Consider the following 25,527-nt stretch of genomic DNA (forward strand, 5'->3'; position numbering starts at 1 on the left):
TAATGAGTGTAATTATCCACTATCGACCGCGGCCGGCCTTACGCATCATGCCTTTTCCGCCGCCAAAACCTGCCTGAGGCCTACCAGCGGGGCCAGATGGTCCCTTTGGAACGGGTGGACGGGCTGGGGGCTTAGCCGCAACGGCCTTTGCTGGGGTTTTTGAATCGGGTTTCTTTTCGTCAGTCACTTTGAGCTCCTATGGATATCATATTGCCATGATTACTGACTATTCTATCCAAGCCGTCGCCATTAACGCGATTCCCCTGATTTTTGCCATCACAATCCATGAGGCAGCCCATGGCTTTGCCGCCCGTAAATTTGGGGATAACACGGCATACATGCTGGGTAGAGTCAGCTTGAATCCCGCTAAACATATAGATCCCGTTGGCACGATCCTGATTCCTTTGGTGCTCATTCTGACGGGATCCCCTTTTTTAGTGGGGTATGCCAAACCAGTACCGGTGAACTTCGGACGCCTGCGCAACCCCCGAATTGACTCCATTTGGGTTGCCTTGGCTGGACCTGGCTCTAACTTTATTCAAGCACTGATCTGGCTAATTCTGCTTATCCTGCTAGTAGGCCTTGGAATCGATGAAAAATTCTTAATTTCGATGTCTCAAGCTGGCATTTCTTGGAATCTGGGTTTATTGGTTTTTAACCTCTTTCCGCTTCCCCCGCTCGATGGTGGACGCATTCTCTCCAGTCTTTTACCAGCCCGCCAATCGATTGCACTTGGCAGATTAGAGCCTTGGGGCTTTTTTATTGTCCTAGGCCTCGTCTTTACTGGAGTCATTGGCAGTCTCTGGATGGCACCCCTCATCAGCTTCTTTGAATGGGTCATCCTGCTGTTGACCAGCCCCTTACGGATGATTTTTTAATCTTGGCAGAAAATAGTGTTCTAGGCTATTCTGATTTCGGGCAAACCCAAACCGTTAATGGAGAACCTTCATGAAATTTCAAAAAATTGTTTTAAGTGCAGTAGCCTTGTTCACGATAAGTAGCGCTGCCTTTGCGCAATTTCAGAATGCAGAAAAAGCAGTTGATTACCGTCAAAGTGTTATGACGGTGATTAATACGCATTTCGCCAGAATTGGAGCCGTGGTTAAGGGTGAGGCTCCATACAACAAAGATGAAGTAGCTAAAAATGCAGCGGTAGTTGCAATGCTTTCTACATTGCCATGGTCAGCATTTGGTCCTGGCTATGAAGGCGGCAAAGCACAAGCAGATGTTTGGTCAGATAGTGCGAAATTCAAAGCGGCTGCAGAAAAAATGCAGCTAGCCGCAGCGAATCTGAATACGGCTGCTCAATCAGGTGATCTTGAAAATATCAAAAAAGCATTTGGCGCGACAGGTCAAACCTGCAAAGGCTGCCACGAAGATTTCAAAAAGAAATAATCAGCTTACCGTAATGAGATAACCTACTACAACGGCGATTAAGCTTAATAGTAATAGAGCCAACCCCCGTTGCAAGCCTCCATCCTTGGAGGGGCGACCCAAGTCAGAAGGCAAATACTTTGCTTCCTCGCTTGGGTCGATTTCTTTATCGCCACTGATCATTGGACGAATTAAATCTTCGCCCTTAAATTTTTTGTAATACCAAATTGCTGCAATATGAATGGCGATCAAGGTATAAATCACCACCTGATTACTCTCATGTATCTCTGATAAAAAAGAAACTGAAGATTCAGATAGGTATTTGGATAATGGTCCCTGAAATGCAATCTCATCATCAACAAACAAGCCAGTAACAGCTTGAACACTCAAAACCAATAGCAAGGCAAATACTGAAAGTGCGCCAATTGGGTTGTGCCCCAAAAAGCGGGGCGACTTTCCCTGCAAGTAATTGGTGATCGCCTCGCGGTTTGGAAGAAATGAGGAAAACCGCGCATAAGTAGAGCCTATGAATCCCCAAATAATCCTAAAGATGAGTAGCGTCAAAATGCTATAGCCAAAATAAGCGTGCCATTGAATAGCGTTACCGCCAATGTTGACGCAGATCAGGCTGCCCACAATGCAAGCCACTAGCAACCAGTGAAATAAGCGGATCGGCAGATCCCAAACACGAATTAATTTCTTCATAAGCTTAAGGATAAAACAGAAACTCCCTTAAACTCACTAAAACATGAATCCAAGCAAAGCTTTTAGAACCTTACTGCTTTACCGTATCGGCGCAACTCTCAGCTATCAAATCATGATGGTGGCAGTTGGCTGGCATCTTTATGAGATTACTCACAGCGTTGTCTCGCTCGGTCTTATTGGTCTTGCGGAGCTGGTTCCCTACTTTCTTCTAGCGCTGTACTCTGGCCACGCTGTAGACCACTACTCGCGCAAACTGATTTCTGGCATTGCCTCCACAATCCATATTTTGGTGGCTTTATTTTTAACTGCGATTGCCTTGGGCTGGCTATCACCCCCAGTGCCATTGATTTATACAGCCGTTGGTTTTATCGGTGTAGCCAGAGCACTATTGCGCCCCTCCTATCAGGCTCTGTTTGGGCAGATTATTCCGCGCGATCAGCTAACCAAGTACATGGCTTATGCCAATGCGTCCTTTCAAATCTGCGTAGTAGCAGGGCCTGGATTGGGGGGGCTCATGATTGGCTTTACTAGTCTTACTTGGACATATGCGTTAGCCGCTCTGTGCGGCGTTGTCAGCCTTTATGGCGTAACTTTTATTAAAGCCCAACAAGAAAAGTCTTCTCATGCAAATAGTCACTTCCTCAAAAGCTTTATGGAGGGGTTTGATTACGTTAAAAAACATGAACTAATTCTGAGTACCATGGCACTCGATATGTTTGCAGTCTTGTTTGGGGGTGCGGTCTCCATTCTTCCTGCATTTGTAAGCGAGGTATTGCATGCTGGTCCGGAGGTGCTGGGCATATTAAGAGCCGCACCAGCGGCAGGCTCCGTCTTAACGGGAGTATTCCTGGCAACACGCCCTATTCTCAACGACTCAGGCAAATATCTCTTACTAGCAGTAGCTGGATTTGGCCTATCTATTATTGGGTTTGGACTATCGACCCATCTCTGGGTATGCGCCCTGTTTCTATTTGCCTCTGGTTGCTGTGACTCTGTCTCTGTAGTAGTCCGTAGCAGTATTGTGCAGCTCACCACTCCCGATCACATGCGTGGTCGCATTAGCGCAATAAATGGGATCTTTATTGGTTCTTCAAATGAACTTGGCGCCCTAGAGTCTGGCATTGCTGCCAGTCTCATGGGTTTAGTGCCATCAATTATTTTTGGTGGCTTTGCTACCGTGGGTATCGTCTTCATAACGTACAAACTTGCCCCACACCTCTACAAATTTCATATCCGAGATATTACTTAATCTCTGGTAATTCCTTTTGAATAATCTTGAGGCCCGCCCTTAAAGCTTCTTGATATCGTTCGCGTTCGGCTTTAATGGTTTCGGCAGTCCAAGGAAAAAACCCTTCGCCTGTTTTCATACCAAATTTTCCACTGGCTACACGCTCACTCAAGCACTTAGCAATATTCGGAGAGTTGTTGAGCGATGGATAAATCGTCGCGCCCCCTGCCGCATGCACATCCAGGCCAGCGTGATCTCTTTGCATTGCTGGACCAGCAGCGATATACCTGAAGCCAAAGCCAAAGCGCACTGCTTTATCAATATCTTCTGGAGTGCAGATGCCCGCATCCACCATTGCAAAAGCCTCACGTGACAAGGCATGTTGCAAACGATTGGCCAAGAAACCAGGCAAGTCTTTTTTCACAGTCACTGGCACCATGCCGCAAGCTGTCATTAGTCTAGTCAAGCTATCACCAACCATCGGTGAAGTTTTCTCGCCATACACAACTTCTACACAGGGAACTAAATGGGCAGGCATGAAGAAATGCAAACCAATCATACGCGCAGCAGTTTTTAATCCGCTCGCAATTTCACTAATTGGAAAGCTAGTGCTATTACTAGCTAAAACTGCTTCAGGTTTTGCATACTGCTCTAACTTCGCAAACAATTCTCGCTTGATATCTAAGCGCTCTGGCACACATTCAATTACTAGATCAATATCAGACCAATCTACCTCTTCTAATGAACCCGCAACAGTCAGAAGATGAATGCGATGCTCGTAGCCGAGATCAGTCATCGTGTTTACAAAGTAATCTGGTAATAAAGCACGGCGCTCTGTAGTGGGCTCAACCACTTGAACTGCGCAACCACCACGAGCACAGACCGCGGCAACATCTGCACCCATGGTGCCACCACCGACGATCACTACCTTGGTTTCTGCTGGGGTAAACAACATGACATATTCTCCTAAGTGGGGGGACTTTTTAGAAAAAATCCTCTTACAATGCAATCATTATTCCAATAAAAAATAGAGACAGACATGATCCCCGTCAATTCGGTGCTGCAGGTCGGCCATTTCCCTGAAATTATGCAGGCGGAAATTGATCGCCGCTTTACACCAACGCGCCACATGGATCTCACTGCGCCTCCTCCCGCAGGCAACTTTGAGGCGATCTTGATTCGCTCCAATACCAAGCTGCCAGAGGCCCTAGTCAAACAGATTCCCGGCGTTAAGCTGGTATCTACTTGTGGCGTAGGCTATGACAACCTCCCGCTGACATACCTAAAAGAAAGCGGCATTAAAGCGACCAATACGCCAGGCGTTCTCAATGATGCTGTATGCGAGCTCGCTATTGGCATGATGCTGAGCTTAATGCGCCGTATCCCTGAATCTCAGGACTATGTAAAGAGTACTGCCTGGTCTAAGGCACCCTTCCCGCTCACAACCACCTTAGCAGGTAAATGTGTTGGTATTGCAGGCATGGGCCGTATTGGCCAAGACTTAGCAAAACGCTTGGAGCCTTTTAAAGTGAAGCTCGCTTACTCAGGGCCAAACCCCAAACAAGTGCCCTATACCTATTACAAAGATGTGAAAGATTTGGCGACTGCTTGTGATGTTTTATTTTTGGCTTGCCCAGCAACAACTGATACGGATAACTTGATAGATTCCGCTGTACTTGAAGCCCTTGGCTCGTCATCTTATTTAATTAATATTGCCCGAGGGAGTGTCGTAAATGAGGCTTCACTTTTATATGCACTGCAACATAAAAAGATCGCCGGCGCAGCATTAGATGTATTTAATAATGAACCTAATCCCAATTCTGCCTTTTTAGAATTGGATAATGTTTTATTAACGCCGCACATTGGGAGCGCTACCTCAGAAACACGGATAGCCATGACCAACTTAGCCGTAGATAATTTAGAAGCTTTCTTTACACAACAACCACTTCTATCAGAAGTTCATTATTAAATCGGAGTCAGAATGACCATCACTTTGCATCCCTCAACTTTGCCGGCAGTGCTCTCGCCTGTATTAACGCCATTTATGGCAGACGGCAATCCAGATGCCCAAAAATTACTGAAGCAATGTAAGTGGTTGGAATCCAATGGTGTTGGTCAAGCAATCTTTGGTACTAACTCAGAAGCCAACTCCATGTCTGCTCCGCAAAAGATGAGCACCTTAACCGCACTGATTGAAGGCGGTTTAAATCCAGCACATATGATGCCGGGCACAGGTGCATCTTCCATTGATGCCACCGTTAACATGACGCGTCATGCAGTCAATCATCAATGTGCTGGCGTGCTGATGTTGCCACCGTTCTACTACAAAGATGTCAGCGACGATGGACTGTTTGCCTACTTCTCAGAAGTAATTCAAAAGGTAGGCAGCTCCACATTGCAAGTTTATTTGTATAACATTCCACCTGTCACCAAAATTAGCTTTAGCCTCTCTCTGCTAGAGCGCTTGACTAAAGAATATCCAAACACCATCGTTGGCATGAAAGATAGCTCTGGCGATTGGGCTTACACCGAATCGGTTATCAAACTGTTGGCACCCTCTGGTTTCCGCGTCTATGCTGGTAGTGAAGTCTTCCTCATGCGCGCCCTGCGTGCTGGCGGAGTAGGCTGTATCTCTGCGACCGCTAACGTCAATCCAAAAGCAATTGCTGATTTAGCGGCCCACTGGAAAGACGCCAATGCGGATGAGCTTCAAGCGGGATTGGATCAAGTACGCGGTATATTCGCCAAATACCAAATGATTGCTGGTATGAAAACTGCTGTAGCTCACTACAGCAAAGATCCAGAATGGTTACGGGTTCGCCCACCACTCATGCAGCTCAACGCTGATCAACAAGCGCAGTTACTGAGTGAACTCAAGCAAATTAACTTCAGCATGCCCGGTCTTTAATCCATATATATTAAAAAGATAAACAGGAGACATCCATGAAACTACTTAAAGTCATTGTGCTATCCCTCAGCTTTTTGTGGGCTAGCGCACAAGCGCAAAATATTTCAATTGCGACTGGTGGCACTGGCGGCGTTTACTACCCTATGGGTGGTGGCTTAGCCTCTGTTCTTTCGAGCAAAGTCCCTGGGATGTCTGCAACTGCCGAGGTAACTGGCGGCTCAGTAGATAACCTAAATCTCATCGGCACTGGCAAGCCTTATGTTGGCTTCTCCATGGCAGATGCCGCGAAAGATGCACAAGTAGGAGAAGGCAAGTTTGCTGGGAAGAAAGTAGATCTGCGTACATTGGTTGTGCTCTATCCAAACTTGATGCATGTGGTTACTGTTGACTCAACTGGCATCAAGTCTATGAAAGATTTAAAAGGGAAGCGCATCAGTACAGGCGCCCCTGGAAGTGCGACAGAAGTGATGGCATTTCGTTTGCTAGAGGCAGCTGGCTTAGATAAAGATAAAGACGTTAAACGTGAGCGCTTAAGCGTTGCGGAATCTGTCAATGCCGTGAAGGATCGCAAGATTGATGCATTCTTCTGGGTAGGTGGCTTGCCAACTGCTGCTGTTACTGACTTAGCCAATACTCCAGGGACCAAAATCGTCATGGTTGATACAGGCGATGAAGTGGCCTCTATGAATAAAAAATACGGCAACCTATACTTCGTGGCTAATATTCCAAAAGCAACCTACAGCGGCATGGCTAAAGACAATAAGGTTGCAGCTGTTGCCAACATCCTAGTAGTCAATGCCAATATGCCCGAAGATCAGGCATATAAGATTGTCAAAGCCATGTTTGATAACAAGCTAGAGCTAGTGCGCACTCATCAAGAGTTTATGAATGTCAGCCTAGATAATCAGAAGACCAAAGCAACGCCGATTGATTTTCACCCAGGCGCTTTGAAGTACTTCAAAGAAAAAAATGTCAAGTTGAACTAAGACTACATAAGGGGTGAGTAAATCTCGCCCCTTATGCTTTAGGGCTGTAAATAAATATAAAGATATAGGTTGAGACATGAATCAAAACGTTATAGATAACGAAACCCAAGAAAAATTAGATGCCTTCATCAAGCAGGAAGAAGGCGACTCGAATGACTACAAGGGTCTATTGGCTAAATTTATTACCCTGGTTGCAGTTGGAATGTCCTTATTCCACCTGTATGCCGCTTATTCGATTGTGCCAACCCAAGAGTTGCGCGTAATCCACGTAGCACTCGTTCTGTTTTTAGTATTTTTGAGCTTTCCGATTGCTACACGTTTTAAAAATCGTCTCATGCCATGGGATATTGTCTGCGCCCTAGTGTCAGTAGCAATTGCTTATTACATCCTGAGTGGCGGCGATGATTTCATGGATAGAAACACCGCCCCAAATTCAACTGATGTCATGGTAGGAATTGCTTTAATACTGCTTATTCTAGAAAGCGTAAGGCGCACCAATGGCATGATTTTGGTATCCGTCACCGTTCTATTTTTGCTATACGCATTATTTGGTAATTATTTGCCTGCGCCTTGGACTCACAAAGGCTACGATCTCGATCGCTTAGTCGGATACATGTACATGACCCTAGAAGGTATTTACGGTACTGCGGTGGATGTCTCGGCAACCCTGATTATTTTGTTTACTATCTTTGGCGCCTTCTTGCAATTTACTGGCGCAGGTAAGTTCTTCATTGACTTCTCTTTTGCGGCCATGGGCGGCAAATCCTCTGGTGTTGGTAGAACAATTGTGATGTCCTCATTCTTGTTGGGTGGACCATCAGGCTCCGGTGTGGCAACAACTGTCACAGTAGGCTCTGTTGCAGCGCCTATGCTGGAAAAGGTTGGTTACGAGAAAAATGCAGCAGGTGGACTGTTAGCTGCAGGTGGTTTAGGTGCCATCATTTCGCCACCAGTATTGGGTGCTGCTGCATTCTTGATTGCAGACTTTTTAAAGATTTCCTATCTAGACGTCCTCTTGATGGCTAGTATCCCAACTATCTTGTTCTACCTTGGTTTATTTGTCATGGTAGAAATTGATGTACGCAAGTACAACATGAAGAGTATTCACTTTGAATCAGCTGAGTCTGCGTGGCAGCTCACCAAAAAATACTGGTTCCACTTCTTCTCTCTCATCTCCATTGTGGTATTCATGTTGATGGGATTCTCACCAGTGATGTCAGTATTTTGGGCAACCATTGTTTCGGCACTGTCCAGCATGCTCAGAGAAGACACCGCCATTATTCCTTGGGCATGGTTTAAAGGTAAAGAGCCAATTCTTTCTGGGCTCTACAACTCCAACCTTACCAAAGCCTTGGCCTCCGGCTCTACTGGCGTCCTAGCAATTGCGGCTACTTGCGCGGGTGCAGGCTTAATTGTGGGTACGGTAACCCTTACTGGGCTTGGACTCAAATTTAGCTCCATCGTGATTCAGTATGCAGGTGGCTCACTCTTGCTCACGACGATCTTTACAGCACTTGTAGTCTGGGTAGTTGGTCTTGCAGTACCAGTAACAGCCTCTTATATTATTTGCGCGGTGATTGCTGCACCCGCCTTAATTAACTTAGGTGTGCCTGCGTTTGCTGCGCACATGTTTATTTTCTACTATGCTGTTTTATCTGAGGTATCCCCTCCGACTGCACTCTCACCATTTGCAGCGGCAGCAATTTGCAAAGGGAATCCCTATAAAACAACTTTACAAACGTGGAAATATGTTGCGCCAGCCATTTTGGTTCCCTTCATGTTTGTATTGGATAAATCCGGTGTGAGCTTGCTGCTGATGGGATCAACCGAGGCTCTTGAAAAGGCAGACTGGTTGCAAATTGCTTGGGTCTCCTTCACAGCAGTAGTTGGAATCATTTGCTTGGCTGGCGGCTTGCAAGGCTGGTTTATTGAGAAGACCAAAGTATTTGAACGCATTCTGATGGTGGTATCTGGAGTTGCTCTAGCCTACCCATCCACTGAGGCCGATTTGATTGGCTTTGTTGGCTTTGGTTTGGTGTTGATCACACAGACCATTAGGCACTTCAAGCTGCATCCTAGAACAACGTAGGGTTTAGTAGCAAGCTTACTAATGACTAGAAACAATCAAGCCCGCATTAGCGGGCTTGATTGTTTTAGGACTTGATAGATCTATGCAATCTTGGTCCACGGAGTTTTGCCAGCGTATTTCTTAATAGCAGCTTCATCAAACTCAAATCCAAGTCCTGGCGTTTGATGGAGAATCAAATCGCCATTCTTAAAGGTGAGCTGTTTATTAATTAATCTGCGGAAGTTCAATACTTGATCATCCAAGAAGAATTCCACAAAACGGGCATTCGGGGTGGCTGCTACCAAAGGAGCATGCAAGTCATGCATCCAATGGGGGCATACAGTAATCCCTTTAGCATCGGCATATGCTGAGATACGACGCCATTCAGTAATGCCGCCACAGACAGCCGCATCCGATTGCAAGATCGCTGCGCCACCTGCATCAATCAACTCCCTGAAACGCCAGCGGCCTGCCTCCATCTCACCAGTAGCCACATTAATCTTAGTTTGACGAGCTAGAGCAGCATGTAAGTCAATGGCATCTGGTGAAAAAGGTTCTTCAATCCAGTAAGGGTTATAAGCTTCAAAACGTCTTACATACTCAAGCGCTGTTGGTAAATCGCGCCATGCATTATTTGCATCTAGTGTGAGCAAAATATCATCGCCAATAGCCTTACGAGCAGCCTTCACGCGATCTTCTTCTTCCGCAGGAGATAAGCGCCCCACTTTCATTTTGACCGCTTTAAAGCCCTGTTTTACATAGGCCTCCATTTCTTTACCCAGTTTTGCAGGCGTTTTACCTTCAAGGTAATAGCCGCCACTGGCGTAAGCAGGTACGCGATCATCCACTACTGACCCTAAATAATGATGAAGTGGTAGACCTGCAGCGCGGGCATTGAGATCCCAAAGCGCAGTATCTAAGATTGAGATGCCACGCATCACTGCACCGCTGCGGCCTTGCAAAATGGATTCGTTATACATCTCCATCCACAAGCCTTCGCTACGATGGCTGTTCTGCCCAATCAGTTTAGGCGCCAGTAATTGCTCCACAGCCAGCTTGGCAATATCACCACCGGCGCTGCCGACATAACAAAAACCAATGCCCTCATTACCATCTTTGCCACGAACTTTAACCAAGCAATAGTGGCGCTCAGACACGGTACGGGTTGAAAACGAAGTCACCTTGTCTAAAGGCACTGCAACTGAAGCAACTTGCACAGATTCGATGATCGGCATCTGAACTCCTTATTGAAAAAAATATTGTAGTCAGTATTGAAATAGAAATACTCAGTTAGGGCCAAGAATAGGGGTATTAAAGCTGGGGGTCGCCCTAGCAAGGGCTAATTTATTGCAGCACAACAAATTTCCCCGGGGTGGGGTTCACATTATTAGATAATTGCATGGTGAATAAAAAAGTCAGCACCCATCATTGGCTCGTAAAAGGAGCTCTCATTCTTTTGGGATGCACATTCCTAAGTCTAGGAAGTGTTGCTCAAGCACAAACTAGCCAAAGCTCAAAATCCAATCAGGCTCGCAAAAAAGTCCTTGTTCAAAATACAAAGCAAGTTGGCTTTAAAGACAAGTCTGCGGGCGTGGGCACAAAATCAAGCAGCATGAGCTTGAACCCTTCACTCTTTCAAAAGAAAGATCCTAGCGAGCTGATGCTTGATAGCGATGCCAATCTCGACTATCGGGTGACGCAAGGATGTCTGCGCCGTAACTTCAATGAAGACAACCTGCCATCGAGTGTTGGTATTGATAATCGTCAATTTGCCGAGTTCTTCAAAAGTCAGACCAAGGGATTTTTTGACCGTATGCGCGGGGATTGCATTCCCTATGCAGCCGCATTTACTACACGTAATCGCTTTGACTCATTGAGCATCATGAATGGTCCGATTTTGGATAGCAAAACAGAAGTATGGACATTCACACCGTCAGCCTTCGGCGGATTTTTGGTGCAACAAGATTTCTTAAGAAATGAGTCAAAGAATCTCACTGAAATCCGTGTGCCCTTAAAAGAGGTTCTATATGACCCTCGTAAGCTAGGCGATAAGTTGCCAGTTGAACTGGTTTGGGAACTCAATTCCATCATCAAGCAAATTTACCCTGAAGATAACAACTCACTTGAGAACACCAATAGCATTGTTCGTTTGATTGTGGATTTCGGAGATCGGGAGCGCTGGGCACAAATTTGGGCTGTCGAGATTATTGATCCAGCCAACAAAGAGGTATTTGCGAACGCATTCTGGGTTGAGCGTAATGAACTACCGGGTGGATTTTTCACTGGCAACGGGGAATCCTTAGAACGCTCGTTCTGGACCAATCCACTGAGCTATCGACGCATCTCTCGGGGAGTGGGTATGGTGCGGGCTGGCAGCGCTAAACGTTCCAAGAGTAATGCCGCTGTTGCACAACCAGCCCCAACTAAACAGCGCTACCGCGCCCATATGGGAATCGACTATGCGGCACCCATTGGCACCCCAATCTTTAGTGTGGCTAATGGCAAAGTAGTCCATCTTGGCTTTAGCGGCGCATTTGGTAATCTGATTGTTCTAGAGCATCCCGGTGGTTATCACACCTATTACGCCCATTTGAGCAACTACAACACTGAGCTTGAGTTAGGCAATGAAGTACGGCGTGGCCTTGAGATTGGGTACGTTGGAACTACGGGCCGCTCTACCGGACCGCATCTTCACTTTGAACTTCGAAAAGATGGCATATACGTTGATCCGTATGCATCCAAAACCCAACTCGACCTATGGTCTATGCGTGATAGCGAGAGCGGTCAATTGACTAGAGAGGTTTTGCTTTTAGGAAGTCCAGTCCTTAGATGATTGCTGGAAATTAAGTTCTGGTACTTGATAAAAAAATAGGGTCCAATTGGACCCCATTTATTTTTTACTACCGATTGACCTATTAGCCGAGTACTAGAACCGGTAGCTTGGAATGCACAATCACTTCATGAGTCTCACTGCCCAACAACACGCCTTTAATACCGGTGCGTTTGTGTGAAGCCATCACGATAACATCGGCTTTAGCTTTTTTAGCACCATCCAAAATACCTTCGGATAGATTCGAGTTTTGAATGTGCAAGGATTTTGCTTTAATGCTGGCGCCGAGCGCGGTAGCAGATTTTTTGAAGACATCTTTAGCGTACTCAGCACAAGCATCCTTATGCTCTTTCGCAGAAACACCGTAAGCCATAGTGCTGTCTGAATATACGAGGGGTGGCATTGGATCAGAAACATAAACCAAAGTCACCGCAGCGCCGTCAGCCTTAGCAAGCTCAGCAACCTTTTTTAAGGACTTTTTGCTGACATCTGAACCATCTACCGGTACTAATAAATGCTTAAACATATAAACCCCTTTTAAATTGAACTACTGGCCTGATCTTTCCATCATAATGCTTATTATTAGCCTATAAAAGCTCAAAAGGTAACTTAATTGCTCAAGTATTTTGGGATTTACTTCTCTTTTCTGATCACCCTCATCGCGGTGGATTTAGTCTGGCTGTTGGGCATCGCAAAATCCCTTTATCGCGATGAAATGGGCGATCTCATGGCTAGCGAGCCAAAACTGATTGCCGGCTTAGCGTTTTACCTCCTCTATGCACTTGGTGTCTGTATTTTTGTGATTGCACCAGCACTCTCAAAACAATCTATCACTTATGCGTTGCAATATGGCGCTCTATTTGGCTTGTTTTGTTATATGACTTATGACCTGACCAACCTAGCTGTCATTCGAGATTTTCCAACCAGGCTCGCCTTGATTGATATTGCCTGGGGCTCACTCGTAACTACCTTAGCAGCCGGAATTGCTTATTGGGTTGGCGATCACCTCTCTTAGTCTGACTTCATAAATTCATGTTTTTTCATCCGAAAATCCTCGACTCATTCAAGGACTACAACCGGACCCTATTTACTAAAGATGTTCTTGCTGGGATAACCGTAGGTATAGTTGCACTTCCCTTAGCTATGGCATTTGCAATTGCCAGCGGGCTAAAGCCAGAAGCAGGCATCTTCACGGCAATTATTGCTGGTGGAATTGTTTCTTTATTAGGCGGAAGTCGCGTACAAATTGGCGGACCTGCGGGCGCATTCATTGTCATTGTGTATGGCATTGTGGAGCGTTATGGCGTATCAAATCTTCTGCTTGCAACAGCCATGTCTGGGGTATTTCTTTTCCTGATGGGAATATTTAAGCTAGGAACTTTGGTACGCTTCATACCGATTGCTGTAATTGTGGGCTTTACCAATGGAATTGCTGTTTTAATCGGCCTATCCCAGGTGAAGGAATTTTTTGGATTAACCATTGAAAAAATGCCTGCGCAATTCTTTCAATCTATCCATACTCTTTATGCGGCCGCTGATACTGTAAATATGACAGCCCTAAGCTTGGCTTGTGGCAGCTTGGGTCTGATTATTCTTTGGAAGGTCTTTCAAAACCGTCTAGGGTTCTTAAGGCATATTCCAGGAACCGTAGTGGCAATGGCTGCCGCAACACTCATCACCGGTCTTTTCAATCTACCCGTCGATACGATCGGCAGTCGCTTTGGCGGCATTCCATCTAGCCTCCCCCATTTTGAGTTGATCCCCATTAGCTGGGGCACGGCCCAGTATATGGTGGCTCCTGCGCTCACCTTAGCTTTATTGGGTGCAATAGAATCTTTGCTCTGCGCTCGTATTGCAGACGGATTGATTCATGATCGCCATGAGTCCAATCAAGAGTTGATGGCGCAAGGCATAGCAAACTTAGTCTCACCATTTTTTGGTGGCATGCCGGCAACGGGGACGATCGCCAGAACAGTCACCAATATCGAGAGTGGCGGCACCACCCCAATTGCTGGAATCGTTCATGCACTCACTTTATTAACTGTTGTTTTATTTGCAGCCCCCTTAGCAAAAGATATTCCTTTGGCAAGTCTGGCTGCCATTTTGATGTATGTCGCCTGGAATATGGGTGAGTGGAAAAAATTGATTGATTTAAAGCAGTTCCGCTTACCTTATCGCGTAACGATTATTAGCGTTTTTCTACTGACTGTTATCCTGGATTTGACAATCGCAGTAGAGGTAGGGTTGCTACTGGCCTTCATTACTTTTATCTATCGCATCTCCAGTTTGTCGCGTTGTGAAATTGCTGATGCCAATGCCTCTCCTCAGCTGAGCAACCTTGCCGGTCAAATTGATGCTTATCGCATCTATGGCGCAATCTTCTTTGGTGCCGTGAAGCTACTCGAAAATATTGAGTCAAAACTGCCTTCTCAAATATTGATATTAGATCTTAAGAACGTCATTTATATTGATACATCGGGTATTGAGGCAATCACTGAATTAGCCCACCTTTGCAAAATTCGAAATATCAAACTCATTATTTGCGGCTTAGATCATCAACCTTATGAGATGGCACAACGTAGCGGCTTTCTTGAGGCCCTTGAATCTGGTTGCCTTTATCCAGACCTAGCATCTGGCATTGCAGCAGCTACGTATTAAGCAATACAGAAACCGCCTTTGAGTAAAGCTTCAGGAAGAACCCAAGCGCGATATAGGCCAAACCCACCAGCGATCAAAAGCAACAGAACTGCGAAGTAGCGCACCCAGACATACTGCCCAAACTGGGTTAAGGCTGCAGAGAATTTAGAAATCAACAACAGGTTTGGCAAGGTTCCCAAGCCGAATGCCAACATCAGCGTTGCGCCCGTTAATACATCGCCAGATAAAAAAGCTAGAGGCAAGACGCTGTATACCAAACCGCAAGGCACTAGACCCCACAACATTCCGCTAAACCAACGAGAGGGGCCGTTTGCAAAGCGGCCTAGGTACTTTGCCCAATAACTGGCAATTTGACTGCCAAGCCACTTGCCACCAATCGGAGTCTTCGATTTACCCAAGCCTAATAAGCGAAAGCCCATCAAAATCAGAATGAGGGATGTCAGGAAAAATAAAGCTCTTTGAATCGGAAGCAAGCTTTGCTGCCAAACCACTACCCCAATCCAAGCAGCAAGGGCACCCAACAGAACATAGGTTGTCACACGACCTAAATGCATGATCAGTTGCAGATAGAAGAGCTCAGATTTGGAGCGTATAGGGGCCTCAGACACCACCGGGCGCTCTATCGCCGCAGCAATGCCGCCACACATCAGGGCGCAATGCCAGCCACTAACAAGAGAACCTAAAAAAACAGCCAAAATGAGGCTAGTAGTTAGCATAGAGTATGTGGAAAATAGGTAAAAGCGTGAATATGCATATTAATAGAATAAACTGCTCTCATAGATCAGTATCAATATGAATTACAAGCCAACCGATACCCCAAACAGCAAATGCTCAGTCTGCGTTCTGGGTCAGTTTTGCCTTCCAGTTGGCCTTAATCCCAGCGATGTCTCCAGAATCGATACCCTGGTTAAAGAACGTGTCCATTTACAAAAAGGGGAAAGCCTCTATCGTCACGGCGACCCTCTGACTTCGGTATATAGCGTCCGTTTTGGTACCCTCAAAACTGAATACTGTCTGCAAGATGGCCGCCAGCAAGTAATTGGCTTTCATCTTCCTGGTGAAATCTTAGGTCTTGATGGCATTGGCAATGGTCATTACCAGTCAGATGCGGTTGCGCTTGAAGAAAGCGAGGTTTGCATCATTCGCTATGACGCATTTGAAGATTTAGCGAGACAGATTCCAGTGCTACAAAATCAGTTTCATAAGATCATGAGTCGGGAATTAACGCAAGATCAACGCCACCTACTTTCTTTAGGTACGATGCGCGCTGAAGAGCGATTGGCTGCGTTCTTACTGAGCCTCTCGCAACGTCTAGCAGCCCGTGGCTATCTCAATAATGAATTCGATTTACGCATGAGTCGCGTAGAGATTGGTAGCTACCTTGGTATTCAGATTGAAACTGTTAGCCGCATGCTGTCGCGTTTTGCGGAATCTGGTCTGATTCAAATCAAACAGCGTCATATTAAGTTGATTGATATGGATGGACTATATGAATTGGCGGGCATCCCCAATCCAGACCGCCACAGTTGCAGCACTACAACCCCTATCAAACAGATTTAGAGCAGGCCGCGGTCAACCCCTTTACTATCTGGCGATTCAATGCCAGGCAGAATATAAGCAGTCAGAGCGCTTGATACTGCACAAAACGTCCAGATAATAAAAAAGCCAATGGTATAAATGCCTTCATCAGAGATGTCTGGGTGATAACCAAAGAACAATAAGTCTTGTGGATGGACCACTGTAAATAGTAGACCCTCTGCCATACCTGCCACTAAAAATGCAGGCCACAGAATCCAGATCAACAGACGGTACTTCATTTGCTGACCTGTGCATCTTTAAGTTGCTCAACTTTTAAACCTTGCTTCATCACGCCTTCACGTAAAGGTTTATCAGCATAGAGATTGACTGCTAACCAAATCGTAATTGCGCAGCCGATGATGGCAACTGCAGGACCACTAATGAGTAGCCAAGGCCATAATTGTTTCCACCAGGGCTTATTGATGTGTTCTTCGGTCATATATATGCTCTCCATCTTTTACTTACCGACTTAACGAGGAATAATAAAGGTAGATTTTTCATTACGAGTTCTGATAACTACCTCATCTTCGTCGATCTCTTGTGCACTAACATCAAAAAAGATTGGGTAATTACCGGATTCATTTACGCCAATGGCAGTGCTGACTTTAATTGGAAGCAGTTGATTGCTAGCTGGGCCGACATTAATTACGCTAATTTCCTGACCTTGGGAGTTGAGGATTTTCAAACCATCTAGGCCGGTTGCCTTTACATGTACCTTCATGGGATGTTCTGAAGCATTCATGATTTGAATACGGTAGATATTTTCAATACGGACGCCCTCAACCTCACGAGCTAAAGCGCCACGATCCCGCATCACATCAACTCGTAATGGGTTACGGGTAGCTAAAGAAATGAAGAAGGCAGAGGCTAAGACTGTAATGAAGGCTGTATATATTAAGACTCTAGGGCGCAGAATATGTCTAATCGCACTTTGATTGGATTCTTTTTCCTCAATAGCACGTTCGGTGGTGTAGCGAATTAATCCTTTTGGATAATCTACTTTTTCCATCACTTGATCACAGGCATCGATACAAGCTCCACAACCAATACACATGTATTGCATACCATCGCGAATATCAATTCCTGTTGGACATACTTGTACACATATACTGCAATCAACGCAATCACCCAAACCTAATGAGCCATGGTCTGCAGATTTACTTCGACTACCCCTAGGCTCACCACGTACCTTGTCATAAGTAACTAAGAAAGTATCTTTATCCACCATCACACTCTGGAAGCGAGCGTATGGGCACATATATTTACAAACCTGCTCACGCATAAAGCCTGCGTTACCCCAAGTTGCAAAGCTATAGAAGCACAGCCAGAAGGTCTGCCATGGCCCAAGCGATAAATGCAATAAAGCTGCACCCAAGGTTTCAATTGGAGTGAAGTAACCAATGAAGGTAAAACCCGTCCAGAACGCAATTAACAACCATAGGAAATGCTTAGTGATTTTCAGGCGCCATTTTTTAAGACCCCAAGGCCACTCTTCCCCATCTAAACGAATACGTGCAAATCGATCACCCTCAACTTTGCGCTCGATCCACATAAAGATTTCGGTATAGACAGTTTGTGGGCAGGCATAACCACAGAACAAGCGACCAGCAACTGCTGTAAAAAGAAATAAAGCTAAAGCAGAAAGAATGAGCAAGAGCGTGAGATAGATCACATCTTGTGGCCACAGTACTAAACCAAAAATATAAAACTTCCGTTGGACTAAATCAAAGAGAACGGCTTGGCGGCCATTCCAATTTAGCCAAGGCAATCCATAGAATAGAAGTTGGGTAGCAAAAACTAATGCCAAACGCCAACGGGCAAACAGGCCTGATACTGAGCGTGGGTAAATTTTTCGCCGGACCTCGTAAAGAGATTCCTCAATAACATCTATTGGAATGGGTTTTCCACCCGGCGAATTATCTGTCACTAATCAGGATGCTTACTTGGCTTCTGCTGGCTGCTTATTATTGGATAAGCCCCATACATATGCTGTTAACAATTGAATCTTCTCAGGACTTAATACCTTATCTTGAGCAGGCATCATGGCCATGCGACCTTTTGTCACCGTCTCAATAATGGTTGCTTCTGAGCCGCCATATAACCAAGTTTTGTCGGTTAAATTCGGGGCACCTATGGCAATATTGCCTTTGGCATCAGGACCATGACAGGCTACACAGTTTGCAGCGAATACTTGTGCACCACGGGCTGCTTTCGCATCATCTGCTGACAAACCTGAGAGGCTACGTACATAGTTGGCAACATCCACAATTTGATTGCTATCTAACAGTGGGAAAGGAGGCATCACGCCACCGCGACCATAAGTAATCGAAGTCTTAATGTTTTCTGGAGAACCGCCATAGAGCCAGTCACCATCAGTTAAGTTTGGGAAGCCTTTAGCACCGCCTGCATCCGAACCATGACACTGTGCACAAGAATTTAAAAATAAGCGTTGGCCCATTTCATGCGCTTGAGGATCGGCGGCAACTTGCTCAACATCCATCTTCACGTATTTTGCATAGACCGGCTTTAATTCATCATTGGCAGTAGTCATTGACTTCATCAATGCGCCGTCGGTGCTATAACCCAAAAGGCCTGGATAGGAGCCCAGTCCCGGATAGAGAACTAGATAAACCAGACCAAAGATGCAGGAGATCAAAAACATCCACATCCACCAACGTGGCAGAGGATTATTCAACTCACGTAAGTCACCATCCCAAACGTGCCCAGTATCAGCAACTTCACCGTCAGGCTTCAACTTCACCTTCACTTTAAGTTGGGAAAATAACAGCCAGATACACCAAACAATACCGACCAGTGTTACTAAGGCGATGTAGGTACTCCAACCGGCACCAAGAAAGTCACTCATGATTTATCCTTACTGAATTCATCGGGTAGATCGAACGGAAGTTCGGCGGATTCTTGATTAGCGGGCTGTCTTTTTGCAGACCACGCCCACCAAACGATTCCTAAAAAAACTACCAAGCCAAGCACGGTAGAAATTGCTGAGAGGTAGGGAGCGATATTTTGCATAGCTTCTCTTTGCCAAGAATTACTTAGCAACTACCTCTTCAACAGTGATATATCTACGGTTGATACCAAGACCTTGAAGATACGCCACCAATGCATCTAGCTCTGTCTTCCCTTCAAGTTCTTTAGGGGCATTGGCAATCTCTTCATCGGTATAAGGAATGCCTAAACGACGCATCGCAACCATATGAGATTGAATAGAGCCTGCATCAGCAGGACTCTGAGCCAGATATGGATAGGCAGGCATATTAGACTCAGGCACTACATCACGTGGGTTATTCAAGTGAATCTGATGCCATGCATCAGAATACTTACCGCCTACACGAGCTAAATCTGGGCCTGTACGCTTGCTTCCCCATAAGAATGGATGGTCGTATACCGACTCGCCAGCCAATGAGTAAGGTCCGTAACGCTCCACTTCTGAACGTAGCGTACGAATTTGTTGTGAATGGCAACCCATACATCCTTCACGTTGATAGATATCGCGTCCAGCTAAACGTAAGGCGGAGTAAGGCACAACTCCGGGACTTGGTTCAGTTGTAGAGTGTTGGAAAAATAATGGGACGATCTGCACCAAACCGGCAACCGAAATTGCTGCAATCGTTGCAATGATCAACCAACCAACATTACGCTCAAGCGTTTCGTGGGAGAAAAATCGACGTTGTTCTGACATGTTCTTTTCCTTAGTGAGCAGCAATGGACGCTTGTGGAATCGGCGCGTCAATGAATTTTTTATCAATCACGGTCTTGTAAACGTTGTAAGCCATGATCAACATACCGCTGAGGTAGCACAATCCGCCCAACAAACGAATGACATAGAAAGGATAGGTCGCTTTGACAGACTCAACGAAGCTGTATGTCAAAGTACCGTCTGGTTCAAAAGCCCTCCACATCAAGCCCTGCATCACGCCAGCAATCCACATCGCAGCGATATAAATTACTACGCCAATTGTTGCAATCCAGAAATGCAATTCAATTAACTTGGTGCTGTACATATCTCTTTGACCAACTAAACGCGGGATGAGATAGTACAAAGAACCAATCGTGATCATCGCAACCCAACCCAAAGCGCCAGAGTGAACATGGCCAATAGTCCAGTCTGTGTAATGAGAAAGGCTATTCACAGTCTTAATAGACATCATCGAACCTTCGAAGGTAGACATGCCGTAGAAAGACAATGCCACTACCAAGAACTTCAGAATAGGATCGCGACGTAATTTGTGCCATGCCCCCGATAAGGTCATGATGCCGTTGATCATGCCGCCCCAGGATGGCGCCAACAAAATCAATGAGAACACCATGCCTAAGGACTGAGTCCAGTCAGGCAAGGAAGTGTGCTGTAGGTGGTGAGGACCCGCCCACATATACGTAAAGTTCAAAGCCCAGAAGTGAACGATAGACAAACGATAGGAATAGATTGGACGCTCAGCTTGCTTTGGAATGAAGTAGTACATCATGCCCAAGAAGCTGGTGGTTAAGAAGAAGCCTACTGCATTGTGACCATACCACCACTGAATCATGGCATCTTGTGCGCCTGAGTATGCCGAATAAGACTTAAAAAGACTTGCGGGCATCTCGATATTGTTCACAATATGCAAGACTGCAATGGTTAGGATATAAGCACCAAAGAACCAGTTAGAAACATAAATATGTTTTGTCTTGCGCTTGATCACTGTGCCAAAGAAGACAATTGCGTAAGCAACCCAAACAACGGTAATTAAAATATCAATTGGCCACTCTAATTCTGCATACTCTTTAGAAGTAGTGATACCCAGTGGTAATGTAATGGCGGCAGAAACAATCACTGCTTGCCAACCCCAGAATGTAAATGCTGCCAACTTGTCACAGAAGAGACGTACCTGACAGGTTCTTTGCACAATATAGTAAGAGGTTGCAAATAATGCCGATCCACCAAAGGCAAAAATAACCGCATTGGTATGCAATGGGCGCAAACGACCATAGCTTAGCCAAGGAATATTGAAAGTGATTTCAGGCCAGATGAGCTGCGCCGCAAGAATAACCCCCACGAGCATGCCAACAATTCCCCAGAGCACGGTAACAATGGCAAATTGACTGATAACCTTGTAATTGAAGTTATCTTGATTACTCCCCACGGTGAGTCCCATGGTTTCTCCTTTTTTGTGACTAAACAGCGACATAATCCAAATAGACTGAATGGATTATCAAATTAAGGCTTTGAAGGGAGTTTGATCTACATCAAAAAGGGTGGGCCAAATTACATAAGTCCCCGTAAGGAGAACCCTAGGTCAGGCAAAACCAATGATTCATTGGCTACTTTTGAGAGTCTTTGCTAACTTTTGGCGTAATTGGAGCATCATCATCCATCAAGATCGACTCACCAGGGCCATTTAAGTCATCAAACTGGCCACTTTTGACTGACCAATGCAAAATCCAGGCCAAGAGCCCAACCAATAGCAGAGATAGAGGAATCAGAATAAAAAGGCTCTCCATTTCTGTAGTCTAAGCCTTTCGTAAACGCCAGGCATTGAGTGTGACCGCCAGAGAAGAAAGTGACATTCCAATTCCGGCAATCCACGGATTGACCAAACCGAGCATTGCCGCAGGAATAGCTAGCAAGTTATAGACTAGTGCCCATAGTAAATTTTCTTTAATGATGACTTGAGCCTTGTCAGCCAGCGCCAATGTTTTTGCTAATGGCTCTAATGAACTAGCCGTGAGGATGGCATCAGCACCTGCAGCAGCAAGCGGCGCCCCTGCCCCCACAGCAATTGAAATATTAGCGCGAGCCAACAAAGGTGCATCATTTACTCCATCACCAATTGCCCATACAAATCGCCCTTCTTTTTGTAGGCGCTCAATGTATTCATATTTATCTTCAGGGGTACAGGCCCCTCGATAGTGTTGAATGCCAACATGATTAGCCCACCAAGCAACCGTTGCGGGATCGTCACCCGACACCAAATGCACTGTAATATTTCTAGCCTGCGCGGCGCGAAGTAAATGTTGTAACCCCACTCTTGGCGTATCCAAGAAAATAAAGCTTGCAATCAAGCCATGTTCATCCGCGAGGTGAACTTGACCGTATTGACCATCATGCGTGTTCCGCTCTAACCCTAGCCAGACGGCGCTTCCCAGGCGGTAAGAACCACAACTTAAGCCTTTGCCCATTTCATTTGTAACGGGATTGCTCAACAGAACGGGGTTTGAGTTCTCTAACTCTATGGCGCGCAAAATAGAAAGCGCTAATGGATGCCGTTGCCCAGCCTCCATTGCTGCCGCAAGTGCTAATGCATCTTCACGACTATAGCCTTGGCGCAGATTGATAATTTCTTGAAGCTCTGGTTGGCCCATTGTGAGGGTACCAGTCTTATCCAATACAAGATCGCTTGCTTTTACCAAGCCCTCCATCACATGGCCCCGCACAATCAATACGCCCAGCTTGGTCACTGCACCCTGCGCTGCTGCCATTGCAGTTGGTACTGCAAGTGATAATGCACATGGACAACTTGCCACTAGCACTGAAACTAAAACGGTCCATGCCTGACTGGGGTCAAAGTACAGCCAAATTGCTGACGAAATAAATGCACTAAGCAATAAAAAAGCAACAAAGTATGCGGCCCACTTTTCAGCCAGACTGACCATCACCGGCTTAGCAAGTAATGCCTGATCTAGTAAAGAAGCAATTCCAGCGATGCGAGTAGATTGCCCAACAGCATCGATTCTCATAATCAGTGGATTAAGGATGTTGTGGGTACCGGCATAAACGCGATCCCCAATTTTTTTCTCTACTGGCTTTGCCTCTCCAGTTAGCAGCGATTCATCTAGGGCGCTAACGTTTTCAATCAAAATCCCATCCGCAGGAACCACTTCGCCCGGCGATACACGCAGCACTTCACCTGGATTGCAGTTAACTACTGGAACAATTTCAAAATCTTGAGAGGCTGGGTAATGCGGCAAACGATCGCAGGTTGCTGGTAATTGCTTTGCCAAAGCCTCTGCCCCACCTTGTGCATCCTGTCTGGCAAGCAACTCCACATAACGCGCAGCCAAGATGAAGGCGACAAACATAGTGATGGAATCAAAATAACTTTGACCAGACCCCTTAATTAGATTAATCGTGCCAGCAATGAATGCCAAACCTAAAGCTAGGGCAATTGGTACATCCATCCCCAGCATACGAGTCTGCTTGAAGGTTTGAATACTTCGCCAAGCAGCTTGAAAGATGGGGCCTGCTGAGTACACCATCACAGGCACCGTTAGAGCCCAGCTTGTCCAACCCAACAGAACTTCAAACTCTGGCGTGATATCAGCACCTACATAGGTAGGCCACGCGTACATCATCACCTGCATCATGCCAAGTAAAGCGACACCAAGGCGAGTAAGTAATTGACGCCTTTCTCGTTTAGCTCTATCGAGTGAGAGTGAAGGCTCAAATGGCCAAGCCTCATATCCAATACGCTCGATCTCAAAAAGTAATCTAGCTAAACTGGTTTGCTCGGGTAAAAAATGCACAATGACTTTTTGGGTCACATAATTTATTTGCACATCCTTTACGCCAATCAGGCGTCGCAGATGCTGTTCACACAACCATACACAAGCTGCACACCGAATCTTCTCTAGACGCAATGTCGTTTCTAACTCACCCGCATCACCATATGGCCTAGTAAAACGTCCGCGCAAAGAGGGGTCATCATAAGGCCTTAGTCTTTCAGGGATTTCATTACCCGCAAGGTATGCAGCAGGCTTATCGCTAGATTGAGCCCTTCTTGCATAGAAGACCTCCAGACCTTCTCCATGAATTGTTTGCGCAATGGCCATACAACCAGGACAACAAAACTGGTGCTGTACTCCACCTAATTCTGCCTCTATCAACTCGCCAGGCAAAATTGCACTTAGGCAGTGATAACAGGTCAATTTGATGCTGTTATTCATTGCTGGCTCATGAATTTATTTCTCAGCCCAACCATTACGGCGCTCATAAATCACAAAGAGTACGCCCCAAATCACAATTGCAGAGTACGCCCATATCCAAGCCGTTCTCGATGTCTGAGAGCCAGAAATATCTAATACAAAACCAAAAATGGCAGGGCCTAGAAGACCGCCACCAAAGCCCATCAAGGAATGCAACCCCATTGCAGCACCCTTGATATTTTCTTTGGCATTAATGACTAAGCCAGCAGTCAAAGTAGCTGAGTCTGCCATAGTGAAGATTGAATGCGCAATTGCCAAAGTGAGAATAAGCCACCATGAATTCCCAGTTGAGCTTGCGAGCGTAATGCCTAAAACAGCACTAGCTAGCATCACAATACAGACCCACTTTTGTCGACCAATGCGTAATGCAACCTCATTACCCAATATAGATGAAGGCACGCCAAAGAAATTAATAATTCCGGCTAATGTTGTAATCGCTAAAAAAGCTGACTCTCCTGAGGTGGCTACACAAAAGGCTAGGAAGGCAACAATCCAGCTACGAGAAGCAAATAACTCAAGGGTGTGAGCTGTATAGCCAAAAATAAATCCAGCGGCTTGTTTATCTTGCAACACCAATTTCCATTTGCCCACTGGAAATAAATCTTGGATATTAATCTTGATGGGGCCACTCCACTTTTCATGAGCAAGTGGAGGAATTAATAACAAGACAATCAAGAATGCACTAAAAGGCCCAAGCGCAATAATGCCAAATACAGAGTGCCAACCCATGGCATTCAAAATCCAACCAGAGCACAAATAAGAGAAGCCTGTACCAATTCCAAAGAAGGCCGTATAAAAAGCAATGTGCCGCGTTAACTCTCCAGACTGAATTCGGTCAGACAAAATCTTGAGTCCCGGCATATAAGTGCCTGCCAGCCCTGCACCGTTAATAGCCATAAATAACATGGCAGTCCAAAAGTTACTGGCAAAGAAACACATCCCCAAAAGGCCGGATGTCGCAGAGAGCCCTCCCACCAAATACACCTTGCGTGCATCTACTCGATCGGTCAATGCTGTTGCCAGTGGTACAGCGAGCATATATCCAAAGAAAAAAGCGCTGGCAATAAGACCTGACTGGAGATTACTTAGGTGCCACTCCTCCTGCAAAGGCTTAAGTACAACGGCATAGCAGGCAAAACCTAATAAAGCACAGGTTTGTGCCAGTAGCATCAGAGGGGTGTAACCAGTTGAACGAAAGCGCATAGAGTATCG

The 25,527-nt window shown here is 45.7% G+C and carries 27 protein-coding genes; 11 read left to right on the plus strand and 16 right to left on the minus strand.

Annotated elements, in window-relative coordinates; genetic code table 11:
• Positions 1 to 19 precede the first annotated feature (19 nt).
• A complete protein-coding gene (locus tag FD961_RS06980; protein WP_215393229.1) occupies positions 20 to 187 on the minus strand; it encodes a hypothetical protein in 168 nt (55 codons plus the stop codon).
• 28 nt (positions 188 to 215) lie between these two features.
• On the opposite strand from FD961_RS06980, the gene FD961_RS06985 reads away from it, so the two are divergent.
• Together FD961_RS06985 and FD961_RS06990 are read left to right on the plus strand one after the other, a co-directional pair.
• Positions 216 to 878: a site-2 protease family protein gene (locus tag FD961_RS06985; RefSeq protein ID WP_215393230.1), complete on the plus strand. Its 663-nt coding sequence runs from the start codon at positions 216 to 218 to the stop codon at positions 876 to 878.
• 70 nt (positions 879 to 948) lie between these two features.
• Positions 949 to 1,395, plus strand: a complete 447-nt coding sequence (locus FD961_RS06990) for a cytochrome c (protein WP_215393231.1) — start codon at positions 949 to 951, stop codon at positions 1,393 to 1,395.
• Here the strand turns inward: FD961_RS06990 and FD961_RS06995 are convergent, their stop codons facing one another.
• Positions 1,396 to 2,079, minus strand: a complete 684-nt coding sequence (locus tag FD961_RS06995; RefSeq protein ID WP_215393232.1) for a cytochrome b/b6 domain-containing protein — start codon at positions 2,077 to 2,079, stop codon at positions 1,396 to 1,398.
• A 43-nt stretch (positions 2,080 to 2,122) separates the two neighbouring features.
• Here FD961_RS06995 and FD961_RS07000 point away from each other — a divergent pair, with 43 nt between their 5' ends.
• Positions 2,123 to 3,328 carry an MFS transporter gene (locus tag FD961_RS07000; RefSeq protein ID WP_215393233.1) on the plus strand — a complete coding sequence of 402 codons (1,206 nt, stop codon included), beginning with the start codon at positions 2,123 to 2,125 and terminating at the stop codon, positions 3,326 to 3,328.
• Here the strand turns inward: FD961_RS07000 and FD961_RS07005 are convergent.
• Positions 3,321 to 4,262 carry a 3-hydroxyacyl-CoA dehydrogenase family protein gene (locus FD961_RS07005; RefSeq protein ID WP_071465263.1) on the minus strand — a complete coding sequence of 314 codons (942 nt, stop codon included), beginning with the start codon at positions 4,260 to 4,262 and terminating at the stop codon, positions 3,321 to 3,323. The two genes, FD961_RS07000 and FD961_RS07005, sit on opposite strands and share 8 nt — an antisense overlap.
• Before the next feature lie 84 nt (positions 4,263 to 4,346).
• Between FD961_RS07005 and FD961_RS07010 the strand changes: the two genes are divergently transcribed.
• The 4 genes from FD961_RS07010 (at position 4,347) to FD961_RS07025 (ending at position 9,290) form a co-directional block, all read left to right on the plus strand.
• Complete coding sequence (locus FD961_RS07010; RefSeq protein WP_215393234.1) at positions 4,347 to 5,276, plus strand: 2-hydroxyacid dehydrogenase; 930 nt, start codon at positions 4,347 to 4,349, stop codon at positions 5,274 to 5,276.
• A gap of 12 nt (positions 5,277 to 5,288) precedes the next feature.
• Complete coding sequence (locus FD961_RS07015; protein WP_215393235.1) at positions 5,289 to 6,215, plus strand: dihydrodipicolinate synthase family protein; 927 nt, start codon at positions 5,289 to 5,291, stop codon at positions 6,213 to 6,215.
• A gap of 35 nt (positions 6,216 to 6,250) precedes the next feature.
• Positions 6,251 to 7,201 (plus strand): TAXI family TRAP transporter solute-binding subunit, encoded by a 951-nt coding sequence (locus FD961_RS07020; protein WP_215393236.1) that lies wholly within the window; start codon positions 6,251 to 6,253, stop codon positions 7,199 to 7,201.
• 76 nt (positions 7,202 to 7,277) lie between these two features.
• Positions 7,278 to 9,290, plus strand: coding sequence for a TRAP transporter fused permease subunit (locus FD961_RS07025; protein WP_215393237.1), 2,013 nt, complete (start codon positions 7,278 to 7,280; stop codon positions 9,288 to 9,290).
• 80 nt (positions 9,291 to 9,370) lie between these two features.
• Here FD961_RS07025 and FD961_RS07030 read toward each other — a convergent pair whose 3' ends face one another.
• Positions 9,371 to 10,504, minus strand: a complete 1,134-nt coding sequence (locus FD961_RS07030) for a mandelate racemase/muconate lactonizing enzyme family protein (protein WP_215393238.1) — start codon at positions 10,502 to 10,504, stop codon at positions 9,371 to 9,373.
• A 164-nt stretch (positions 10,505 to 10,668) separates the two neighbouring features.
• On the opposite strand from FD961_RS07030, the gene FD961_RS07035 reads away from it, so the two are divergent.
• Complete coding sequence (locus FD961_RS07035) at positions 10,669 to 12,102, plus strand: M23 family metallopeptidase (protein ID WP_215393239.1); 1,434 nt, start codon at positions 10,669 to 10,671, stop codon at positions 12,100 to 12,102.
• Between the two features lie 82 nt (positions 12,103 to 12,184).
• Here FD961_RS07035 and FD961_RS07040 read toward each other — a convergent pair whose 3' ends face one another.
• Entirely contained in the window at positions 12,185 to 12,625 is a 441-nt protein-coding gene (locus tag FD961_RS07040; RefSeq protein WP_215393240.1) for a universal stress protein, read from the minus strand.
• Between the two features lie 87 nt (positions 12,626 to 12,712).
• Here FD961_RS07040 and FD961_RS07045 point away from each other — a divergent pair, with 87 nt between their 5' ends.
• Complete coding sequence (locus FD961_RS07045; protein ID WP_215393241.1) at positions 12,713 to 13,114, plus strand: DUF2177 family protein; 402 nt, start codon at positions 12,713 to 12,715, stop codon at positions 13,112 to 13,114.
• Positions 13,115 to 13,131: 17 nt separating this feature from the next.
• Complete coding sequence (locus FD961_RS07050) at positions 13,132 to 14,757, plus strand: SulP family inorganic anion transporter (protein ID WP_215393242.1); 1,626 nt, start codon at positions 13,132 to 13,134, stop codon at positions 14,755 to 14,757.
• Here the strand turns inward: FD961_RS07050 and FD961_RS07055 are convergent.
• Entirely contained in the window at positions 14,754 to 15,473 is a 720-nt protein-coding gene (locus FD961_RS07055) for a sulfite exporter TauE/SafE family protein (protein WP_215393243.1), read from the minus strand. The genes FD961_RS07050 and FD961_RS07055 overlap by 4 nt on opposite strands.
• A 76-nt stretch (positions 15,474 to 15,549) precedes the next feature.
• On the opposite strand from FD961_RS07055, the gene fnr reads away from it, so the two are divergent.
• Positions 15,550 to 16,317: a fumarate/nitrate reduction transcriptional regulator Fnr gene (fnr, locus tag FD961_RS07060; protein ID WP_215393244.1), complete on the plus strand. Its 768-nt coding sequence runs from the start codon at positions 15,550 to 15,552 to the stop codon at positions 16,315 to 16,317.
• Here fnr and FD961_RS07065 read toward each other — a convergent pair.
• The 10 genes from FD961_RS07065 to FD961_RS07110 form a co-directional block, all read right to left on the minus strand.
• Positions 16,314 to 16,574 carry a hypothetical protein gene (locus FD961_RS07065; RefSeq protein WP_215393245.1) on the minus strand — a complete coding sequence of 87 codons (261 nt, stop codon included), beginning with the start codon at positions 16,572 to 16,574 and terminating at the stop codon, positions 16,314 to 16,316. The genes fnr and FD961_RS07065 overlap by 4 nt on opposite strands.
• Entirely contained in the window at positions 16,571 to 16,774 is a 204-nt protein-coding gene (locus FD961_RS07070; RefSeq protein WP_215393246.1) for a FixH family protein, read from the minus strand. Before FD961_RS07070 ends, FD961_RS07065 begins: the two co-directional genes overlap by 4 nt.
• A gap of 30 nt (positions 16,775 to 16,804) precedes the next feature.
• Positions 16,805 to 18,262, minus strand: a complete 1,458-nt coding sequence (ccoG, locus tag FD961_RS07075) for a cytochrome c oxidase accessory protein CcoG (RefSeq protein WP_215393247.1) — start codon at positions 18,260 to 18,262, stop codon at positions 16,805 to 16,807.
• A 12-nt stretch (positions 18,263 to 18,274) separates the two neighbouring features.
• Positions 18,275 to 19,201 (minus strand): cytochrome-c oxidase, cbb3-type subunit III, encoded by a 927-nt coding sequence (ccoP, locus tag FD961_RS07080; RefSeq protein ID WP_215393248.1) that lies wholly within the window; start codon positions 19,199 to 19,201, stop codon positions 18,275 to 18,277.
• Entirely contained in the window at positions 19,198 to 19,365 is a 168-nt protein-coding gene (locus tag FD961_RS07085; protein WP_071465248.1) for a cbb3-type cytochrome C oxidase subunit 3, read from the minus strand. The genes ccoP and FD961_RS07085 overlap by 4 nt, the downstream gene beginning before the upstream one ends.
• Before the next feature lie 19 nt (positions 19,366 to 19,384).
• Entirely contained in the window at positions 19,385 to 20,035 is a 651-nt protein-coding gene (ccoO, locus tag FD961_RS07090; RefSeq protein WP_071465247.1) for a cytochrome-c oxidase, cbb3-type subunit II, read from the minus strand.
• Positions 20,036 to 20,045: 10 nt separating this feature from the next.
• A complete protein-coding gene (gene ccoN / locus FD961_RS07095) occupies positions 20,046 to 21,488 on the minus strand; it encodes a cytochrome-c oxidase, cbb3-type subunit I (RefSeq protein WP_071465246.1) in 1,443 nt (480 codons plus the stop codon).
• Positions 21,489 to 21,654: 166 nt separating this feature from the next.
• On the minus strand, positions 21,655 to 21,834 hold the full coding sequence (gene ccoS / locus FD961_RS07100; protein ID WP_071465245.1) for a cbb3-type cytochrome oxidase assembly protein CcoS: 180 nt from the start codon (positions 21,832 to 21,834) through the stop codon (positions 21,655 to 21,657).
• Positions 21,835 to 21,843: 9 nt separating this feature from the next.
• Positions 21,844 to 24,276 (minus strand): heavy metal translocating P-type ATPase, encoded by a 2,433-nt coding sequence (locus FD961_RS07105; protein WP_215393249.1) that lies wholly within the window; start codon positions 24,274 to 24,276, stop codon positions 21,844 to 21,846.
• A 15-nt stretch (positions 24,277 to 24,291) separates the two neighbouring features.
• Positions 24,292 to 25,518, minus strand: a complete 1,227-nt coding sequence (locus FD961_RS07110) for an MFS transporter (RefSeq protein ID WP_215393250.1) — start codon at positions 25,516 to 25,518, stop codon at positions 24,292 to 24,294.
• Positions 25,519 to 25,527 lie beyond the last annotated feature (9 nt).

This window comes from Polynucleobacter sp. TSB-Sco08W16 (assembly GCF_018687455.1).
GTDB lineage: Bacteria > Pseudomonadota > Gammaproteobacteria > Burkholderiales > Burkholderiaceae > Polynucleobacter.